General features: G+C 70.5%; 17 protein-coding genes. 14 read left to right on the top strand and 3 right to left on the bottom strand.

Going from position 1 to position 15,926, the window contains the following annotated elements:
- The first annotated feature begins 147 nt into the window (after window positions 1-147).
- From ACH4SP_RS18415 to ACH4SP_RS18450, 8 genes are all read left to right on the top strand, one after another.
- Complete coding sequence (locus ACH4SP_RS18415) at window positions 148-873, top strand: helix-turn-helix transcriptional regulator (RefSeq protein ID WP_398416029.1); 726 nt, start codon at window positions 148-150, stop codon at window positions 871-873.
- Window positions 870-2,294 carry a Fe-S cluster assembly protein SufB gene (gene sufB, locus ACH4SP_RS18420; protein WP_266655241.1) on the top strand — a complete coding sequence of 475 codons (1,425 nt, stop codon included), beginning with the start codon at window positions 870-872 and terminating at the stop codon, window positions 2,292-2,294. The genes ACH4SP_RS18415 and sufB overlap by 4 nt, the downstream gene beginning before the upstream one ends.
- A gap of 63 nt (window positions 2,295-2,357) precedes the next feature.
- The gene (sufD, locus tag ACH4SP_RS18425; RefSeq protein ID WP_398416032.1) at window positions 2,358-3,536 is read left to right on the top strand and encodes a Fe-S cluster assembly protein SufD; all 1,179 of its coding nucleotides are present in this window, start codon (window positions 2,358-2,360) and stop codon (window positions 3,534-3,536) included.
- Window positions 3,536-3,853 carry a non-heme iron oxygenase ferredoxin subunit gene (locus ACH4SP_RS18430; RefSeq protein WP_398416034.1) on the top strand — a complete coding sequence of 106 codons (318 nt, stop codon included), beginning with the start codon at window positions 3,536-3,538 and terminating at the stop codon, window positions 3,851-3,853. Before sufD ends, ACH4SP_RS18430 begins: the two co-directional genes overlap by 1 nt.
- 7 nt (window positions 3,854-3,860) lie before the next feature.
- Complete coding sequence (sufC, locus tag ACH4SP_RS18435) at window positions 3,861-4,625, top strand: Fe-S cluster assembly ATPase SufC (protein WP_398416035.1); 765 nt, start codon at window positions 3,861-3,863, stop codon at window positions 4,623-4,625.
- The gene (locus ACH4SP_RS18440; protein WP_398416038.1) at window positions 4,622-5,878 is read left to right on the top strand and encodes a cysteine desulfurase; all 1,257 of its coding nucleotides are present in this window, start codon (window positions 4,622-4,624) and stop codon (window positions 5,876-5,878) included. Before sufC ends, ACH4SP_RS18440 begins: the two co-directional genes overlap by 4 nt.
- A 14-nt stretch (window positions 5,879-5,892) precedes the next feature.
- Window positions 5,893-6,357, top strand: a complete 465-nt coding sequence (gene sufU, locus ACH4SP_RS18445) for a Fe-S cluster assembly sulfur transfer protein SufU (RefSeq protein ID WP_398416040.1) — start codon at window positions 5,893-5,895, stop codon at window positions 6,355-6,357.
- The gene (locus ACH4SP_RS18450; RefSeq protein ID WP_398416042.1) at window positions 6,354-6,692 is read left to right on the top strand and encodes a metal-sulfur cluster assembly factor; all 339 of its coding nucleotides are present in this window, start codon (window positions 6,354-6,356) and stop codon (window positions 6,690-6,692) included. Before sufU ends, ACH4SP_RS18450 begins: the two co-directional genes overlap by 4 nt.
- Before the next feature lie 67 nt (window positions 6,693-6,759).
- On the opposite strand, the gene ACH4SP_RS18455 is transcribed toward ACH4SP_RS18450, so the two are convergent.
- Window positions 6,760-7,881, bottom strand: a complete 1,122-nt coding sequence (locus ACH4SP_RS18455) for a hypothetical protein (RefSeq protein ID WP_398416043.1) — start codon at window positions 7,879-7,881, stop codon at window positions 6,760-6,762.
- A 249-nt stretch (window positions 7,882-8,130) separates the two neighbouring features.
- On the opposite strand from ACH4SP_RS18455, the gene ACH4SP_RS18460 reads away from it, so the two are divergent.
- The 4 genes from ACH4SP_RS18460 to ACH4SP_RS18475 all read left to right on the top strand — a co-directional run bounded on the left by ACH4SP_RS18460 (window position 8,131) and on the right by ACH4SP_RS18475 (window position 11,318).
- Window positions 8,131-9,462 carry a DUF3616 domain-containing protein gene (locus ACH4SP_RS18460; protein WP_398416045.1) on the top strand — a complete coding sequence of 444 codons (1,332 nt, stop codon included), beginning with the start codon at window positions 8,131-8,133 and terminating at the stop codon, window positions 9,460-9,462.
- Between the two features lie 105 nt (window positions 9,463-9,567).
- Complete coding sequence (locus ACH4SP_RS18465) at window positions 9,568-9,888, top strand: DMT family transporter (RefSeq protein WP_398416048.1); 321 nt, start codon at window positions 9,568-9,570, stop codon at window positions 9,886-9,888.
- 82 nt (window positions 9,889-9,970) lie between these two features.
- The gene (gene dapD / locus ACH4SP_RS18470) at window positions 9,971-10,975 is read left to right on the top strand and encodes a 2,3,4,5-tetrahydropyridine-2,6-dicarboxylate N-succinyltransferase (protein WP_398416050.1); all 1,005 of its coding nucleotides are present in this window, start codon (window positions 9,971-9,973) and stop codon (window positions 10,973-10,975) included.
- A gap of 103 nt (window positions 10,976-11,078) precedes the next feature.
- Complete coding sequence (locus tag ACH4SP_RS18475) at window positions 11,079-11,318, top strand: hypothetical protein (protein ID WP_398416052.1); 240 nt, start codon at window positions 11,079-11,081, stop codon at window positions 11,316-11,318.
- Here ACH4SP_RS18475 and dapA read toward each other — a convergent pair.
- Window positions 11,309-12,208, bottom strand: coding sequence for a 4-hydroxy-tetrahydrodipicolinate synthase (gene dapA, locus ACH4SP_RS18480; RefSeq protein WP_398416054.1), 900 nt, complete (start codon window positions 12,206-12,208; stop codon window positions 11,309-11,311). The genes ACH4SP_RS18475 and dapA overlap by 10 nt on opposite strands.
- Before the next feature lie 168 nt (window positions 12,209-12,376).
- Between dapA and ACH4SP_RS18485 the strand changes: the two genes are divergently transcribed.
- The gene (locus ACH4SP_RS18485) at window positions 12,377-12,976 is read left to right on the top strand and encodes a DUF4232 domain-containing protein (RefSeq protein WP_398416328.1); all 600 of its coding nucleotides are present in this window, start codon (window positions 12,377-12,379) and stop codon (window positions 12,974-12,976) included.
- A 174-nt stretch (window positions 12,977-13,150) separates the two neighbouring features.
- Window positions 13,151-13,858, top strand: coding sequence for an antibiotic biosynthesis monooxygenase (locus ACH4SP_RS18490; RefSeq protein WP_398416056.1), 708 nt, complete (start codon window positions 13,151-13,153; stop codon window positions 13,856-13,858).
- A gap of 12 nt (window positions 13,859-13,870) precedes the next feature.
- On the opposite strand, the gene ACH4SP_RS18495 is transcribed toward ACH4SP_RS18490, so the two are convergent.
- Window positions 13,871-15,736, bottom strand: a complete 1,866-nt coding sequence (locus tag ACH4SP_RS18495) for an endonuclease/exonuclease/phosphatase family protein (protein WP_398416058.1) — start codon at window positions 15,734-15,736, stop codon at window positions 13,871-13,873.
- Between the last annotated feature and the right edge of the window lie 190 nt (window positions 15,737-15,926).

Consider the following 15,926-nt stretch of genomic DNA (forward strand, 5'->3'; position numbering starts at 1 on the left):
TTGCACGGCCGTCTCCGGGGCGCCTCCGAATTCCCCCTCGGTGATCATTTCCGCAGGTCAGCTTAGGTTTGCCTAAGTGACGCAGTCCACCGATCCCGGTCAAGATCCGGGTTGTCAGGCTCAGAAGAATTACGCAACAATGGCGTTGTGAAATACGACGGCGAGGTCCCGCAGGAGGACGTCGCGACCGGTGAGCGGTCCACCCGCAACCGTGTCGCGCGCTCCATCCTGGACCACGGCCCGTCCACGGTCGCCGATCTGGCGAAGCGCCTCGGCCTCACGCAGGCCGCCGTGCGCCGCCACCTCGACGCGCTCGCCGCGGACGACGTGGTCGAGGCCAAGGAACAGCGCGTCTACGGCGCGCGTACGCGCGGAAGGCCCGCCAAGGTCTTCGCGCTCACCGACTGCGGCCGGGACGCCTTCGACCAGTCCTACGACCAGCTCGCGGCCGACGCCCTCACCTGGATCTCCCGGGCGGCCGGCGGCGGCGAGCAGGGCGAGGCGGCCGTCACGGCCTTCGCCCGCGCCCGGATCGCCGCACAGGCCGAGGCGTACCGCGCGGCGGTCGACGCCGCGCCCCCCGAGCAGCGCACCGAGGCTCTGGCGAGGGCCTTGAGCGTCGACGGGTACGCTGCTACGGCGCGTAGCGCACCGGTCGGAGAGCAGCTGTGCCAGCACCACTGCCCTGTCGCCCACGTCGCCGAACAGTTCCCACAGCTCTGCGAGGCGGAGACGGAAGTCTTCTCCGCACTGCTGGGGACCCATGTCCAGCGACTGGCCACCATCGCCCACGGCGACGGGGTCTGCACGACGTACATCCCCAAGACCGCACATTCAGCATCAGCAAGCACGGCCGGGAGGAACCCCGCATGACTCTCCCTATCGAGGAGACTGCCCACCCCGAACTTGAGGGCCTGGGTACGTACGAATTCGGCTGGGCCGACCCGGACGTGGCCGGCGCGGCAGCCAAGCGCGGCCTGTCCGAGGCCGTCGTCCGCGACATCTCGGCGAAGAAGAACGAGCCCGAGTGGATGCTGAAGCTGCGTCTCAAGGGTCTGAAGCTGTTCGGCAAGAAGCCCATGCCGAACTGGGGCTCGGACCTGTCGGGGATCGACTTCGACAACATCAAGTACTTCGTGCGCTCCACGGAGAAGCAGGCACAGTCCTGGGAGGACCTGCCCGCCGACATCAAGAACACGTACGACAAGCTCGGCATCCCGGAGGCGGAGAAGCAGCGCCTCGTCGCGGGCGTCGCGGCCCAGTACGAGTCCGAGGTCGTCTACCACCAGATCAACGAGGAGCTGGAGGCGCAGGGTGTCATCTTCATGGACACCGACACCGCGCTGAAGGAGCACCCGGAGCTCTTCCAGGAGTACTTCGGCACCGTCATCCCGGTCGGCGACAACAAGTTCGCGTCGCTCAACTCGGCCGTGTGGTCCGGCGGTTCGTTCATCTACGTGCCCAAGGGCGTCCACGTCGAGATCCCGCTCCAGGCCTACTTCCGTATCAACACGGAGAACATGGGTCAGTTCGAGCGGACGCTGATCATCGTGGACGAGGACGCGTACGTCCACTACGTCGAGGGCTGCACCGCGCCGATCTACTCCTCGGACTCGCTGCACTCCGCCGTGGTCGAGATCATCGTGAAGAAGGGCGGCCGCTGCCGCTACACGACGATCCAGAACTGGTCGAACAACGTCTACAACCTGGTCACCAAGCGCGCCGTGGCGTACGAGGGCGCGACCATGGAGTGGGTCGACGGCAACATCGGCTCCAAGGTCACGATGAAGTACCCGGCCGTCTACCTGATGGGCGAGCACGCCAAGGGCGAGACCCTGTCCATCGCCTTCGCGGGCGAGGGCCAGCACCAGGACGCCGGCGCGAAGATGGTGCACATGGCGCCGAACACGTCGTCCAACATCGTCTCGAAGTCCGTGGCGCGCGGCGGTGGCCGTACGTCCTACCGCGGTCTCATCGAGATCGGCGAGGGCGCTCCGGGCTCCAAGTCCAACGTGCTCTGTGACGCGCTGCTCGTCGACACGATCTCCCGCTCGGACACGTACCCCTACGTGGACGTCCGTGAGGACGACGTGTCGATGGGTCACGAGGCGACCGTCTCCAAGGTCTCCGAGGACCAGCTCTTCTACCTGATGAGCCGCGGCATGACCGAGTTCGAGGCGATGGCGATGATCGTCCGAGGCTTCGTCGAGCCGATCGCCAAGGAGCTCCCGATGGAGTACGCCCTGGAGCTCAACCGGCTGATCGAGCTGCAGATGGAGGGTTCGGTCGGCTGACCGGACTCCCTGTTAGCGGCAACCGACTTCTTCTTGATCCAGAGAGAGAGCGCTACGACAGCCATGGCTGAGGCTCAGAACATCCCGGCGGGTTCGACGACTGCCGGTTCCATCGCGGTGGCCGCCGAGTCCACCGTCGCCACGCGCATGAGCGCGCCGCCGTCCTTCGACGTGGCGGACTTCCCGGTGCCGCACGGCCGCGAGGAGGAGTGGCGGTTCACCCCGCTGGAGCGACTGCGCGGGCTGCACGACGGCACCGCCGAGGCCGGTGGCGTGCTGACCGTCCAGGTCGACGCCCCCGAGGGCGTCACCGTCGAGACGGTCGACCGCACGGACGCCCGACTGGGCAGGGCCGGTACCCCGGTGGACCGCGTCGCCGCCCAGGCGTACAGCTCCTTCGAGAAGGCCTCGGTCGTCTCGGTGGCCAAGGAGGCCGTGCTCACCGAGCCGATCCGCATCGCGGTGCACGGCGAGGGCGGCACCGCCTACGGCCACCAGGTCATCGAGCTCGGCGCGTTCGCCGAGGCCGTCGTGGTCATCGACCACACCGGTGACGGCGTCCTCGCCGCCAACGTCGACTACGTCCTCGGCGACGGCGCGAAGCTGACCGTCGTGTCCGTGCAGGACTGGGACGACAAGGCCGTCCACGTGGCGCAGCACAACGCGCTCGTCGGCCGCGACGCCTCCTTCAAGTCCGTCGTCGTCACCTTCGGCGGCGACCTGGTCCGCCTCCACCCGCGCGTCTCGTACGCCGGGACCGGCGGCGAGGCCGAGCTGTTCGGCCTGTACTTCACGGACAAGGGCCAGCACCAGGAGCACCGCCTCCTGGTCGACCACAACCGCCCGCACTGCAAGTCCAACGTGGCCTACAAGGGCGCGCTGCAGGGCCAGGACGCGCACGCGGTGTGGATCGGCGACGTGCTCATCCAGGCCGCAGCCGAGGGCACCGACTCGTACGAGATGAACCGCAACCTGGTGCTGACCGACGGCGCGCGCGTCGACTCGGTCCCCAACCTGGAGATCGAGACCGGCGAGATCGCCGGAGCGGGCCACGCCTCGGCGACCGGCCGCTTCGACGACGAGCAGCTCTTCTACCTCCAGTCGCGCGGCATCCCCGAGGACGAGGCCCGCCGCCTGGTCGTGCGCGGCTTCTTCGCCGAGCTGGTCCAGCAGATCGGCGTCGACGACGTCGAGGAGCGCCTGATCGCGAAGATCGATGCGGAGCTGGAGGCGTCCGTCTGATGGCGTTCGTGAAGGTGGCCGCGCTCAGCGAGCTGGAGGCCGACACCCCGAAGCGGGTGGAGATAGACGGCACGCCGGTGTCCCTCGTCCGTACCGAGGGCGAAGTCTTCGCGATCAACGACATCTGTTCGCACGCGAACGTCTCGCTGTCGGAGGGAGAGGTCGAGGACTGTGCCATCGAGTGCTGGCTGCACGGTTCCAGCTTCGACCTCCGCACCGGCAAGCCGTCCGGTCTTCCCGCGACGCGCCCCGTCCCCGTTTACCCCGTAAAGATCGAAGGGGACGATGTGCTCGTCTCCGTCACCCAGGAGTCCTGAGTACCCCATGGCAACGCTTGAAATCCGCGACCTGCACGTCTCCGTCGATGTCGAGAACGGCACCAAGGAGATCCTCAAGGGCGTCGACCTGACCGTGAAGCAGGGCGAGACCCACGCCATCATGGGCCCCAACGGCTCCGGCAAGTCCACCCTCGCGTACTCGATCGCGGGTCACCCCAAGTACACGATCACCAGCGGCACCGTCACCCTCGACGGCGAGGACGTCCTGGAGATGTCCGTCGACGAGCGCGCCCGCGCCGGCATGTTCCTGGCCATGCAGTACCCGGTCGAGGTCCCCGGCGTCTCGGTGTCCAACTTCCTGCGCACGTCGGCCACCGCCCTGCGCGGCGAGGCCCCCAAGCTGCGCACCTGGGTGAAGGAGGTCAAGTCCGCGATGGAGCAGCTCCAGATGGACCCGACCTTCGCCGAGCGCAACGTCAACGAGGGCTTCTCCGGTGGTGAGAAGAAGCGTCACGAGATCCTCCAGATGGAGCTCATGAAGCCGAAGATCGCCATCCTCGACGAGACCGACTCGGGTCTGGACGTCGACGCCCTGCGTCAGGTGTCCGACGGCGTCAACCGCGTCCGTGAGACCGGTGAGGTCGGCACCCTGCTGATCACGCATTACACGCGCATCCTGCGCTACATCAAGCCGGACTTCGTGCACGTCTTCTCGGCGGGCAAGATCGTCGAGTCCGGCGGCCCCGAGCTGGCCGACCAGCTTGAGGCCGAGGGCTACGAGAAGTACACGAAGGGTGGCGCAACCGCGTGACACAGCTGCCGGGCCTCCTCGACACGGACGCGATCCGCAAGGACTTCCCCCTGCTGGACCGCATCGTCCACGGGGACAAGAAGATCGTTTATCTGGACTCCGCGGCGACCTCGCAGAAGCCGCGCCAGGTGCTCGACGCGCTCAACGAGTACTACGAGCGGCACAACGCCAACGTGCACCGCGGTGTGTACACGGTCGCCGAGGAGGCCACGGCGCTGTACGAGGGCGCCCGCGACAAGGTCGCCGCCTTCATCAACGCGCCGAGCCGCGACGAGGTCATCTTCACGAAGAACGCCTCTGAGTCGCTCAACCTCGTTGCCAACATGCTGGGTTGGGCCGACGAGCCCTACCGGGTCGACCGCGACACCGAGATCGTCATCACGGAGATGGAGCACCACTCCAACATCGTGCCGTGGCAGCTGCTCTCGCAGCGCACGGGCGCGAAGCTGAAGTGGTTCGGCCTCACCGACGACGGCCGCCTCGACCTGTCCAACATCGACGAGATCATCACCGAGAAGACGAAGATCGTCTCCTTCACGCTGGTCTCCAACCTGCTGGGCACGATCAACCCGGTCGAGACGATCGTCCGCCGCGCGCAGCAGGTCGGCGCGATGGTCTGCATCGACGCCTCGCAGGCCGCGCCGCACATGGTGCTCGACGTACAGGCCCTGCAGGCCGACTTCGTGGCCTTCACCGGTCACAAGATGGTCGGCCCGACGGGCATCGGCGTGCTCTGGGGACGGCAGGAGCTCCTGGAGGACCTGCCGCCGTTCCTCGGTGGCGGCGAGATGATCGAGACCGTGTCGATGCACTCGTCGACGTACGCTCCGGCGCCGCACAAGTTCGAGGCGGGTACGCCCCCGATCGCCCAGGCCGTCGGCCTCGGCGCGGCCGTGGACTACCTCTCGGCGATCGGCATGGAGAACATCGCGCGCCACGAGCACGCGATCACCGAGTACGCGGTCAAGCGTCTGCTCGAAGTCCCCGACCTGCGGATCATCGGTCCTGCGACGGCCGAGGACCGCGGTGCGGCGCTCTCCTTCACGCTGGGCGACATCCACCCGCACGACGTGGGCCAGGTGCTCGACGAGGAAGGCATCGCCGTCCGGGTCGGACACCACTGCGCGCGTCCGGTCTGCCTGCGGTACGGAATTCCCGCGACCACGCGAGCGTCGTTCTATCTGTACTCCACGCCGGCCGAGGTCGACGCCCTGGTCGACGGCCTGGAGCACGTACGGAACTTCTTCGGGTAGGGCGGGAGCACACAGTGAAGCTTGATTCGATGTACCAGGAAGTCATCCTGGACCACTACAAGCACCCGCACGGGCGTGGCCTGCGCGACGGCGACGCCGAGGTGCACCATGTCAACCCCACCTGCGGCGACGAGATCACGCTGCGGGTGAAGTACGACGGCGAGCGCATCGAGGACGTGAGTTACGAGGGCCAGGGCTGTTCCATCAGCCAGGCCAGCGCCTCCGTGCTCAACGACCTCCTCGTCGGCAAGGAGCTCGCCGACGCGCGGAAGATCCAGGAGACGTTCCTGGAGCTGATGCAGTCGAAGGGCGCCGTGGTGCCGGACGACGCGATGGAGGACATCCTGGAGGACGCGGTCGCGTTCGCCGGGGTGTCGAAGTTCCCGGCCCGGGTGAAGTGCGCCCTGCTCAGCTGGATGGCATGGAAGGACGCGACCGCTCAGGCCCTGGGCGAGACCGCGAAGAAGGAGACGGCATGAGTGACAACGAGACCATGACCACCAAGCCGGCCTCCGAAGAAGAGGTCCGCGAAGCCCTGTACGACGTGGTCGACCCCGAGCTGGGCATCGACGTCGTCAACCTGGGCCTCATCTACGGCGTCCACGTCGACGATTCCAACATCGCGACCATCGACATGACGCTCACGTCCGCGGCCTGCCCGCTGACCGACGTCATCGAGGACCAGGCCAAGTCGGCCACCGAGGGCATCGTCAACGAGCTCAAGATCAACTGGGTCTGGATGCCGCCGTGGGGCCCGGACAAGATCACGGACGACGGCCGCGAGCAGCTGCGCGCGCTCGGCTTCAACGTCTGAGTTCCGCGTTCCGTACGTACGGCTGTGCCCCCGGTGCCTTTCGAGGCGCCGGGGGCACAGCCGTTCTCTAGTACTGCCGCTGCGGCGGTACGGGCGCGGCATCGGCCAGCGCGGGGGCCAGGTTCTCGCGGCGGATGCGCTGGTCCACGTAGAGCAGCCCCGTGGCGAGCTGGGGGAAGAAGGTCACCACGACCTGGGTGATGAAGCTGCCCAGCACGGTGATCAGCAGATACGTGCCCACGGACGTGAGGGCCTGGAGCGCGGCGGCCTCGTTGCTGCCGGTGTAGCCGATGCTGGGGATCATCGAGAACATCCCGAGGAAGCTGAACGGGATCTGGAGGAGCGAGCTCGCCACCATCGCCATCAGCATGACCAGCAGCGTGATGCCGAAGGTCCGCCACCAGGCGCCCCTGACCAGCCGGGCCGAGCGGCGCAGCGCCCGCATCGGACCCGCCGACTCGAAGACGGCGACGGCCGGGGCCAGGCTGAACAGCACCCACAGCCAGATCGCGAGCGGGACGAGCAGCAGACCGCCCACGAGCCCGACCCCGGCCAGCACGTTCGCCAGTTCGCCGCCCCGCCGCTCCACCAGCGAGATCATCAGGGCCACGTAGCCGGTCATCAGCAGGCCCATCACCAGGAGCCCGCCCAGCGAGGGCAGCAGCAGCGCACCGAGCACCGCGGGAAGCCTGCGGACGGCGCGGCTCCACACCGCGCCGAAGGTGGTCGGCCGGCCGAGCACCGCCTCCTGGAGGACGGCAGGGGAGGCCGCCTGGGTCAGCGCCGTGGCGAGCAGCAGGCAGAGCACGCAGACGATCCCCACCGCGCCGAAGGTCCAGGCCGCGGTGGTGAGCGGGTCCGCGAGGCGGCCCTCGTCGCTGGCGCGCAGGGCGCTCTCGATCTCCTGGAACTCGTCGGTGAGCCCGGAGATCGCGAGGGCCACGGCGCCGCAGGTGACCGCGAGCGCCGCACCGTACGCCAGCGCGGCGATGGAGACGAGCTGCTTCCAGTGGCGGCCGAACGCCGCGAAGGTGCCGTTCAGGATGTCGCTGATGCCGAGCGGGCGCAGCGGTATCACCCCGGGCTTCGGCGCCTCGGGAGGCGGTGCCCAGCCGCCGCCCCAGCCGGGGCCGGGGCCCGGCGGGCCGGGCGGGGGGCTTCCGTAGGGGCCGCCCGAGTAGTGCGTCACTGCGTGCTCCGTGGGTTCGTGTGTGCGGGAGGGGGACGGCGGCCCACCGTATCCGGGTTCGGGTGATCTGCGGAACGGCGGACGGGCGCGGGCCGACGGCCGGGGCCGGGGCGCTTGCGGGGAGGGCGGCCGGGGCTCTTCGGCCGGGGCCGGGAGCCGCCTCGGCACAGGAGCTGCGGGAGGCGTGTCGTTCATGGCCGGTCCGTCCTAGGTTGTGGGCCAACAGCCGTACCGCTGAAGGGCGTTGTCATGACACCTCCGTCCGCTGCCCCGGTCGTCTCCCTCTCCGCGGACCACCTCTCCGGCGCCGTCGGCGCCGTCGCCGACCCGACCGTCCGGGTCCTCGTCTCCCAGGCCGGGGCGGACCCCGCCGACCTGTCCGTGGTCGCGGTGGCCTCGTCCGACACCCGGATCGCGGGCGCGGGCGACGTCACCGTGCGCGGGCGCGGGGCCGAGCGGGAGGTGTCCGTACGGGCGCGGGGCCGGGGCCTCTGCGACCTGACGCTGCGGGTCACCGGGCTCGGCGCCGCCGCGGCCACGACCGTCCTGCACTACGCCGCCTCCGGCCCCGTCCAGCACGCCGCCGACACCCGCTACCTCACCGGGGCGAGCGACGCGTCGGCCGCCCTCGACGTGGGCGGCGGCCATCTCGTACTCGCCGACGACGAGTCCAACACGCTGCGGCTGTACGCGCGGGGAGCGTCCGGCGGGCCGCTGCGCAGCTGGGACTTCGGGGCGCGGCTCGGCGTGCGCAAGGAGATCGACATCGAGGGCGTGGCCCGGGCGGGGGACACCGACGCCGTCTACTGGCTGGGCTCGATGTCCCACAGCGCGGACGGGGAGCCCAGGCCGGACCGGTCGCTGCTCTTCCGCACGGAGGTACGGGGTGCGGGCGCCGCCGTCGAACTGGTGCCGGCCGGGTCGTACCGAGGGCTGCGCGCCGACCTGATCGCCTGGGACGAGTCGCGCGGCGGCGAGCTCGGGTTCGCGGCCGGGGCCGCCGAGGGGCGGGGGCCGAAGCGGATCGACGGATTCAACGCGGAGGGCTTCGAGTTCGCACCGGGCAGCACGAGCGTGGCGTACGTCGGGTTCCGGGCGCCGCTGGTGCCCGCGAAGACGGGCGGCGGGGCGCTGCTCGTACCGGTGCTGAACGTGGACGAGCTGATGACGGAGAGGACGGTGCGCGGTGAACAGGCGGGCGGCCGGGCCGAGTTCGGGGAGCCGGTGCTGCTGGACCTGGACGGGCTGAGCATTCGCGATCTGCGCCGGAACTCCTCCGACCAGTATCTGATCGTCGCCGGCTCCTGGGCCGACGACGACGGCTCCGAGCCGTACGCGCTCTACGCCTGGGACGGCCGGGCGGGGCACGGGGCGGCCCGGCTGATGGACCTGCCGGCCGGCGGCCCGGGTGGCTGGGAGTGCGTCGTGGACGTCCCCGACCTCGAAGTGCCGGGTGCGCGCGTGCAGTTGATCGCCGACTGCGGGTCCGCCGACTGGTACGGGACCGGGGTGGCGGCCAAGGACCTGCGGCAGCCGGAGTGGAAGAAGGCGCGGGCGGTGACGTTCACGGTGACCGAGTAGCCCGCCGGGTCTCCGCGGCGGCCTGACGCGCGGCCGGTGTCCGGGGCGGGCCGTGTGAGGGCCCCGTCGGTCTTCGTCGCGCGGGGGCGTGCGTACGCTCGGGGCATGCCCTACGTTCTGCTGGCCGCGGCGATCGCGGCGGAGGTGGCCGGGACCACGGCCATGAAGTACAGCGACGGCTTCAGCAGGCTGTGGCCGTCGCTCGCCACCGTCGTCGGTTACCTGGTCGCCTTCGGGCTGCTCGCCCGGACGCTGAAGTCGATGTCGGTGGGCACCGCCTATGCGATCTGGGCGGGGGTCGGCACGGCCGCCGTCGCCGTCATCGGGATGGCCTTCCTCGGCGAGTCGGCGAGCACGGTCAAGCTGGCGGGGGTCGCGCTGGTCATCGGGGGAGTGGTGCTGCTCAATCTCGGCGGGGCGCACTGATCAGGGCCGCGGAGGCCGTTCGTCCGCCCGCAGGGCGAGACCGGTTCGCCCGGGCGGGCCGCCGCCGGTTAGGTTTCCTGTCATGACCGATACGACTGCTTCTCGCACCACCGGCGCCGTCGCCGCCGGACTCGCCACCCTCGCCGCCGACGGCACCGTCCTCGACACCTGGTTCCCCGCCCCCGAGCTCGTCGCGCCAGAAAAAATTGACGCAGTGGGACCCGCCGGAACCGAGCGCCTCTCCGCCGAGCGCGCCGCCGAACTCATCGGGGCCAGTGCCCCCAAGGCCCTCGGCCCCGACGCCCGCCGCGGCGTCGAGGTCGTCGCCGTCCGTACGGTCATCGCCTCGCTCGACGACAAGCCGCTGGACGCCCACGACGCGTACCTCCGTCTGCACCTGCTCTCGCACCGCCTCGTCCAGCCGCACGGCCAGAACCTGGACGGTGTCTTCGGACTCCTCGCCAACGTCGCCTGGACCTCGCTCGGCCCGGTCGCCGTGGACTCGGTCGAAGAGGTGCGGCTCAACGCGCGCGCCGAGGGCCTGCACCTCCAGCTGACCTCGATCGACAAGTTCCCGCGCATGACGGACTACGTCGCGCCCAAGGGCGTCCGCATCGCCGACGCCGACCGGGTCCGCCTCGGCGCGCACCTCGCCGCCGGTACGACCGTCATGCACGAGGGCTTCGTCAACTTCAACGCCGGCACGCTCGGCACCTCCATGGTGGAGGGCCGCATCTCGGCCGGTGTCGTCGTCGGCGACGGCTCGGACATCGGCGGCGGCGCCTCGACCATGGGCACCCTGTCCGGCGGCGGCAACGTCCGCATCACCATCGGCGAGCGCTGCCTGGTCGGCGCCGAGGCCGGTGTCGGCATCGCGCTCGGCGACGAGTGCGTCGTCGAGGCGGGGCTCTACGTCACCGCGGGCACGCGCGTCACGATGCCCGACGGGCAGATCGTGAAGGCCCGCGAGCTGTCCGGCGCCTCGAACATCCTCTTCCGTCGCAACTCGGTGTCCGGCGCCGTCGAGGCCCGCCCGAACAACGCGGTGTGGGGCGGCCTCAACGACGTCCTGCACAGCCACAACTAGGCGCGGCGGCGGGGCGGGAGCGGCCGGCTGTTGCTCCGTGTGGCGCGGGGCCGAGCCGGTGGCGCTCCGTGACCTTTGAGTCGTACGAACGGTTGAACCGATCATGAATCAGCCGATCATGCGCACGGTCCTGACCGCCGCCGCTCTCGCCGCCGTCCTGCCCGTACTCGCCGCCGGCACCGCGTGCGCCGACGAGTTCCACGAGAACTCGCACAACGCACCGCGCGTCGCGCTCGTGAACACCGGGCAGATCGACGACCCCCTCGAAGACGTCCTGGAGCACACGGCGATCCTCGGCCGGACGCAGGTGGTGGAAGCCCCCGAAGCTCCCGGTCAGGACTGACGCACCAGCTCTCCGTACGCCGTCAGCAGCCCGTCGGCCACCTCCGTGGCGGCGGGCTGCAGCGGTTCCCTGACCGGTCCTGCGGGCAGCCCGAGCGCGCCGAGCAGCGCCTTCGTGGTGACCGTGCCGGGCAGCCCGGCCGCCATCATCAGCTCGACGAGCGGCAGGGTGCGCTGGTGGTGGCGGGTCGCCGCCGCGACGTCGCCCCGGTCGTACGCGTCGAGTGCGGCCCGCAGCGCCCGCGGGGCCGCGTTCGCGACCGTACTGACGAAACCGGCGCCGCCGACCGCACGCAGCGGCAGGTTGGTCTCCTCGCTGCCGGAGTAGTACGCGAGGCCGGTGCGGGAGATCACCTTGGCGCTGCCGAGCAGGTCGTTCGCGCAGTCCTTGACCGCGGTGATGCGCGGGTGCTCCGCGAGCCGCAGCATGGTGTCGGGCTCGATGCGGACGCCGGTGCGGCCCGGGATGTCGTACAGCATGACGGGGATGCCGACCGCGTCCGCGACCCGGCGGAAGTGCGCCTCGATCGCGGCCTGGGGCGGCCGGCTGTAGTACGGGGAGACCACCAACAGGCCGTCGGCGCCCGCGAGTTCGGCGGCCCTGGCCAGCTCCACGGTGTGCGCGGTGTTCGCACTGCCGACGCCGGTCAGGACCGGCACGCCGGGGCCGACCGCCTCCCGCACGGCCCGTACGAGCGCGGACTTCTCGGCGTCGGTGGTGGTCGGGGACTCCCCGGTGGTGCCGTTCAGGACGAGTCCTTCGCAGCCGGAGGAGACCAGGTGGTCGGCGAGCTTCTGCGCACCTGGCAGGTCGAGGGAGTCGCCGGTGGGCGAGAAGGGCGTGATCATCGCGCAGAGGGCGCGGCCGAACGGGGCGGCGGCAGAGGTCATGTGCGCAGTCTCGGTGCACGGTCCGTGCAGGTCCACTTAGAACTTCTCCGCTCGAAAGGGAAGCAGAAGTTAAGGGTGGTGGGTGGTCTGGCATGATCCACCGCAGGGGAGGCGCGGGAACGGTCCGCGCGGGGTGACTCGGGCGAGGGGCGCGGCGGCGTGAAGGCGATGCGTACGAAGGCCGCACTGTGGGGCGCGGTGGCCGGGGTGGTGCTGCTGACCGGTTGCGACGGGTTCATGGTGCCGGCGGGCGAGGGTGAGCAGCCGACGCCTGCGCCGACGGCGACGAGGGCGGCTCCCGGGCCGTCCGGCATCGAGGTCGAGCCCGGCCCGCGGCCGCAGGCGACCCCGGCCGGGCCGCCCTCCGCCGCGTACACCCCGCCCGTCTGTCCCTACGGCGTCAGGGCGGAGACCGGGCCGATCAACGCCGCCATGGGGGCGCGGGCCACCACGATCACGCTCACGAACTGCGGCTCGAAGCCGTACACGGCCCACGGGCACCCCTCGATCCAGATCCTGGACAAGGACAGGAAGCCGTTCGCGCTGACCGTTCGTCTCAGGCCGAGCAGCAGGCAGAGCATCACGCTCCAGCCGGGCGAGTCCACCACCGCTTCGCTCTCCTGGCGGATGAACAACGGAAGCGGAATGTTCCTCAAGATCGAGCCGAACCCGCGCCACGACAGTATGACCGTGCCGCTGGACAGCGCGGACGTCTCCGACGGGGACACGATCGAGCTGGGCATGTGGGGCGAGAGGCCGGAGTCCTGAGGGCCCCGGAGTCCTGAGGGCCCCGGAGTCCTGAGGGCCCCGGAGTCCTGAGAGACCCGGAGCCCTGAGGGACCCTGATTTCTGAGGGGCTGTTGACCTCAAGTGTGGTTGACGTTCCAGGATGGCTGCCGTAGCGCACCGGACCGCCGGAGTGCACGGAGCGAGGAGGACCTCATGCCGACCACCGTGGCCAACAGCCGCCCGGACCTGACCCGTTCGGACGTCGGAATCGTCAAGGTCAGCACCTGGGACGTCGGTTCGCCCGAGGGGCAGGCCGCGGCCGTCGCCGCCATCGGGAAGGCCTGGCTGTCCCGGGACTGGCCGGACGTGGGTCTCCTCTCCTACAGCGTGTATACCGGCGAGGACGGCCGGACCCTGCTGCACTACAGCCAGTGGCGGGACGAGGAGGCCCACCGGGCGTTCGCCGCCCGGGGCCGGGACGAGCGGAACACCGAGATCGACGCCGCCGTGCCGGGGGTGCGCAGGCTCGGCCTCCGCGCGTACGAGCTCTACCGCAGCCATGTCGCGGAGGGCGACGACCGGCTGCCGGGCTGCATCGCGCTGATCGAGGTGGACTTCGACGGGCCGGACCGGAAGCGGGCGAGGGAGTGGGTGGACACCGTGTTCGACGCGCTCGACGGTCCGCGGGGGGAGACCGACGGTGGGATCTCCGCCCACTTCCACGTGAGTGCCGACGGCGCCCGCGCCCTCAACTACGCCGAGTGGGTCGACGCCGCCTCGCACCTCGCCATGGTGAACGCCCCGGCGGCCGCGGGCGACGAGCTGCCCGCCGAGTGGCGGCGCGTCCACCGGTTCCCCGGTCTGGCGGGCAGCCTGGTGCGGCGCTTCACGCCCGCGCTGAGCCTCGGCGCGGGCGTGTAGCGCGGCGGCGTGCTACGGCCGGAAGCGGAGCACCTGCGGGTCGTGGTCGCTGTTCTGGTCGGCGAACTCGGCGTTGATGTGCACGCTGTCGTACGCGAAGTCCCGGATCGAGGGGCTGGTCAGGATCTGGTCCAGGACCTGGGTGTTGCCCTGGAAGACGTACGAGTAACGCTCCGGGCGGGGCAGGGACTTGACGGCCGCGGTCAGTGCCCCGTCCGCCGTCAGGGCCTTCGTCGTGGCCGAGAACTCGAAGTCGTTGATGTCGCCGAGGACCAGGACGTTCGCCCGCCGGTCGGCCTTCAGGGCGTCCTTCACGAAGGCGTTGACGGCCTGCGCCTGCTGGAGGCGGCGGGCCTCGGACGAGCGGACCGGCGGCTGGTGGTGCGAGGTCAGGGCCTCGTCGCCGCCCTTCGAGCCGAAGTGGTTGGCGATGACGATGACAGGCTCCCCGCGGAAGCGGAACTCGGCCGCGAGGGGCTTGCGGCTGTTCTCCCAGGCGGTGTTGGAGGGGGCGATGCGGCCGGGGGAGAGGGTGAGTGCCGCGTGGCCCTTCTCGCGCACGACACCCGTGGCGGTCGTCGCGTCGCCGCCCGCGCGGTGGGTGAAGGAGACCCGGGCCGGGTTGTAGAGGAAGACCTGGCGGATGTTGCCGCCGGGCTCGCCGCCGTCCTTGTTGTTCTCCGGGTCGATCGAGGTCCAGGAGTAGGCCGGGCCGCCCGCCGCGGCGATCGCGTCCGTGAACTTCTTCACGGTCTGGCCGGCTGCGACCGTGCCGTCGTTCTTCGCGCCGTTGTCGTCCTGGATCTCCTCCAGGGCGAGGACGTCCGGCGATGCGAGGTTGTCGACGACCGCCTTGGCGAGCGCGTCGAACTTCTCCTGCGGGTCGGTCGGGTCGAGGTTCTCCACGTTGTACGTGGCCACCGCCAGCTCGCCGCGGCCCTGCTTGCGGGTCTTCTCGCGCTGCAGGCCGCGGTCGGTGACCTTGCCGAGGGTGCGGGCGGTCAGCGTGTAGCCGCCGTACTGGTTGAAGTCGAGCGGTCCCTCGGCGCCGCCGGACAGCACGTCGCCGACGTTCGCCTTCGGGAACGGCTGCTGGGCGAGCGGGGCCAGCTGCTGGATCTGGATGCGGCCGGTGTTCTGCGAGGTGTACGAGCCGTAGACCGTGCCGCCGCGCCGGTTGTCGTTCTCGTGCGGCTTGACCGTCACCCACAGCTCGGCGTGCGCGTCGGTCGCGCCGACCACCCGGGAGGTGCCGACGCGGACGTTGGTGCCCTCCAGGGACTCGTAGTAGTCGAGGGCGTAGCGGCGGGGGTCGAGGGTGCGGCCGTTGATGCTGCCGCCGGCGGCCGGGTCGCCCGCCGGGGCGTAGCGGGAGGGCACCGTACGGGCGGAGACGACGACCGGGGCGGGTATCGCGTTGCCGGAGGAGAGGACCGTCACGGTCGGCTTGGAGAGCTGGGTGAGGGACTGGTTGCCGGAGTTCAGGCCGCCCGGGACGTACTCGGTGACCGCGCCGGAGACCTTCACGGCGTCGCCGACCGCCACCGTCGGGTTCGAGCTCGTGAAGACGAAGACGCCCTCGCTGGTGGCCGGGTTGCCGTCGCCCTTCGCGTCCTGGAACCAGAAGCCCTTCGAGCCGTACGTACGGACGCCGGTGACGACGCCCTCGACGTCCGCGACCTGCTTGCCCGCGAGCGGGGAGACGCGGGTGGTGCCCTGGATGTCGTGGATGCGGACCGGGCCGTCCGCGGCGCTGTCGGCCGCGGTGGCGGACGCGGCACCGGCGAGCAGCCCGGCCGCGAGGGCGGTGGTGAGGAGGGTGGCGACCGCGGTGTTTCTCGGCAGGCCGGTTTTCGGCAGGGAGCGGCGGGACGTCATCAGTGGACTCCGAGGGTGAGAGCTGCTGTGTAGACGAAAGAGTTCTACGCGCGTCAATCTCTTGCGTGCGTATGGGTGTTGTCAAGGTTCGGCGGGTGAGCGGCCGGTGCATGGAACCCGACGGGCGCATGAACCCCGTGGGGGCGGTGCAAATGCGTCTACGCTGGGGTCCGCTCAACCGATTTGCCCC

Source organism: Streptomyces sp. NPDC021093, assembly GCF_044333135.1.
Lineage (GTDB): Bacteria > Actinomycetota > Actinomycetes > Streptomycetales > Streptomycetaceae > Streptomyces.

Excerpts from the sequence above, each read along its gene's own strand:
- sufB (WP_266655241.1), top strand. The coding sequence starts at position 870 with ATGACTCTCCCTATCGAGGAGACTGCCCACCCCGAACTTGAGGGCCTG.
- sufD (WP_398416032.1), top strand. The coding sequence starts at position 2,358 with ATGGCTGAGGCTCAGAACATCCCGGCGGGTTCGACGACTGCCGGTTCC.
- ACH4SP_RS18430 (WP_398416034.1), top strand. The coding sequence starts at position 3,536 with ATGGCGTTCGTGAAGGTGGCCGCGCTCAGCGAGCTGGAGGCCGACACC.
- sufC (WP_398416035.1), top strand. The coding sequence starts at position 3,861 with ATGGCAACGCTTGAAATCCGCGACCTGCACGTCTCCGTCGATGTCGAG.
- ACH4SP_RS18450 (WP_398416042.1), top strand. The coding sequence starts at position 6,354 with ATGAGTGACAACGAGACCATGACCACCAAGCCGGCCTCCGAAGAAGAG.
- ACH4SP_RS18460 (WP_398416045.1), top strand. The coding sequence starts at position 8,131 with ATGACACCTCCGTCCGCTGCCCCGGTCGTCTCCCTCTCCGCGGACCAC.
- ACH4SP_RS18465 (WP_398416048.1), top strand. The coding sequence starts at position 9,568 with ATGCCCTACGTTCTGCTGGCCGCGGCGATCGCGGCGGAGGTGGCCGGG.
- dapD (WP_398416050.1), top strand. The coding sequence starts at position 9,971 with ATGACCGATACGACTGCTTCTCGCACCACCGGCGCCGTCGCCGCCGGA.
- ACH4SP_RS18475 (WP_398416052.1), top strand. The coding sequence starts at position 11,079 with ATGAATCAGCCGATCATGCGCACGGTCCTGACCGCCGCCGCTCTCGCC.
- dapA (WP_398416054.1), bottom strand. The coding sequence starts at position 12,208 with ATGACCTCTGCCGCCGCCCCGTTCGGCCGCGCCCTCTGCGCGATGATC.
- ACH4SP_RS18485 (WP_398416328.1), top strand. The coding sequence starts at position 12,377 with ATGCGTACGAAGGCCGCACTGTGGGGCGCGGTGGCCGGGGTGGTGCTG.
- ACH4SP_RS18490 (WP_398416056.1), top strand. The coding sequence starts at position 13,151 with ATGCCGACCACCGTGGCCAACAGCCGCCCGGACCTGACCCGTTCGGAC.
- ACH4SP_RS18495 (WP_398416058.1), bottom strand. The coding sequence starts at position 15,736 with ATGACGTCCCGCCGCTCCCTGCCGAAAACCGGCCTGCCGAGAAACACC.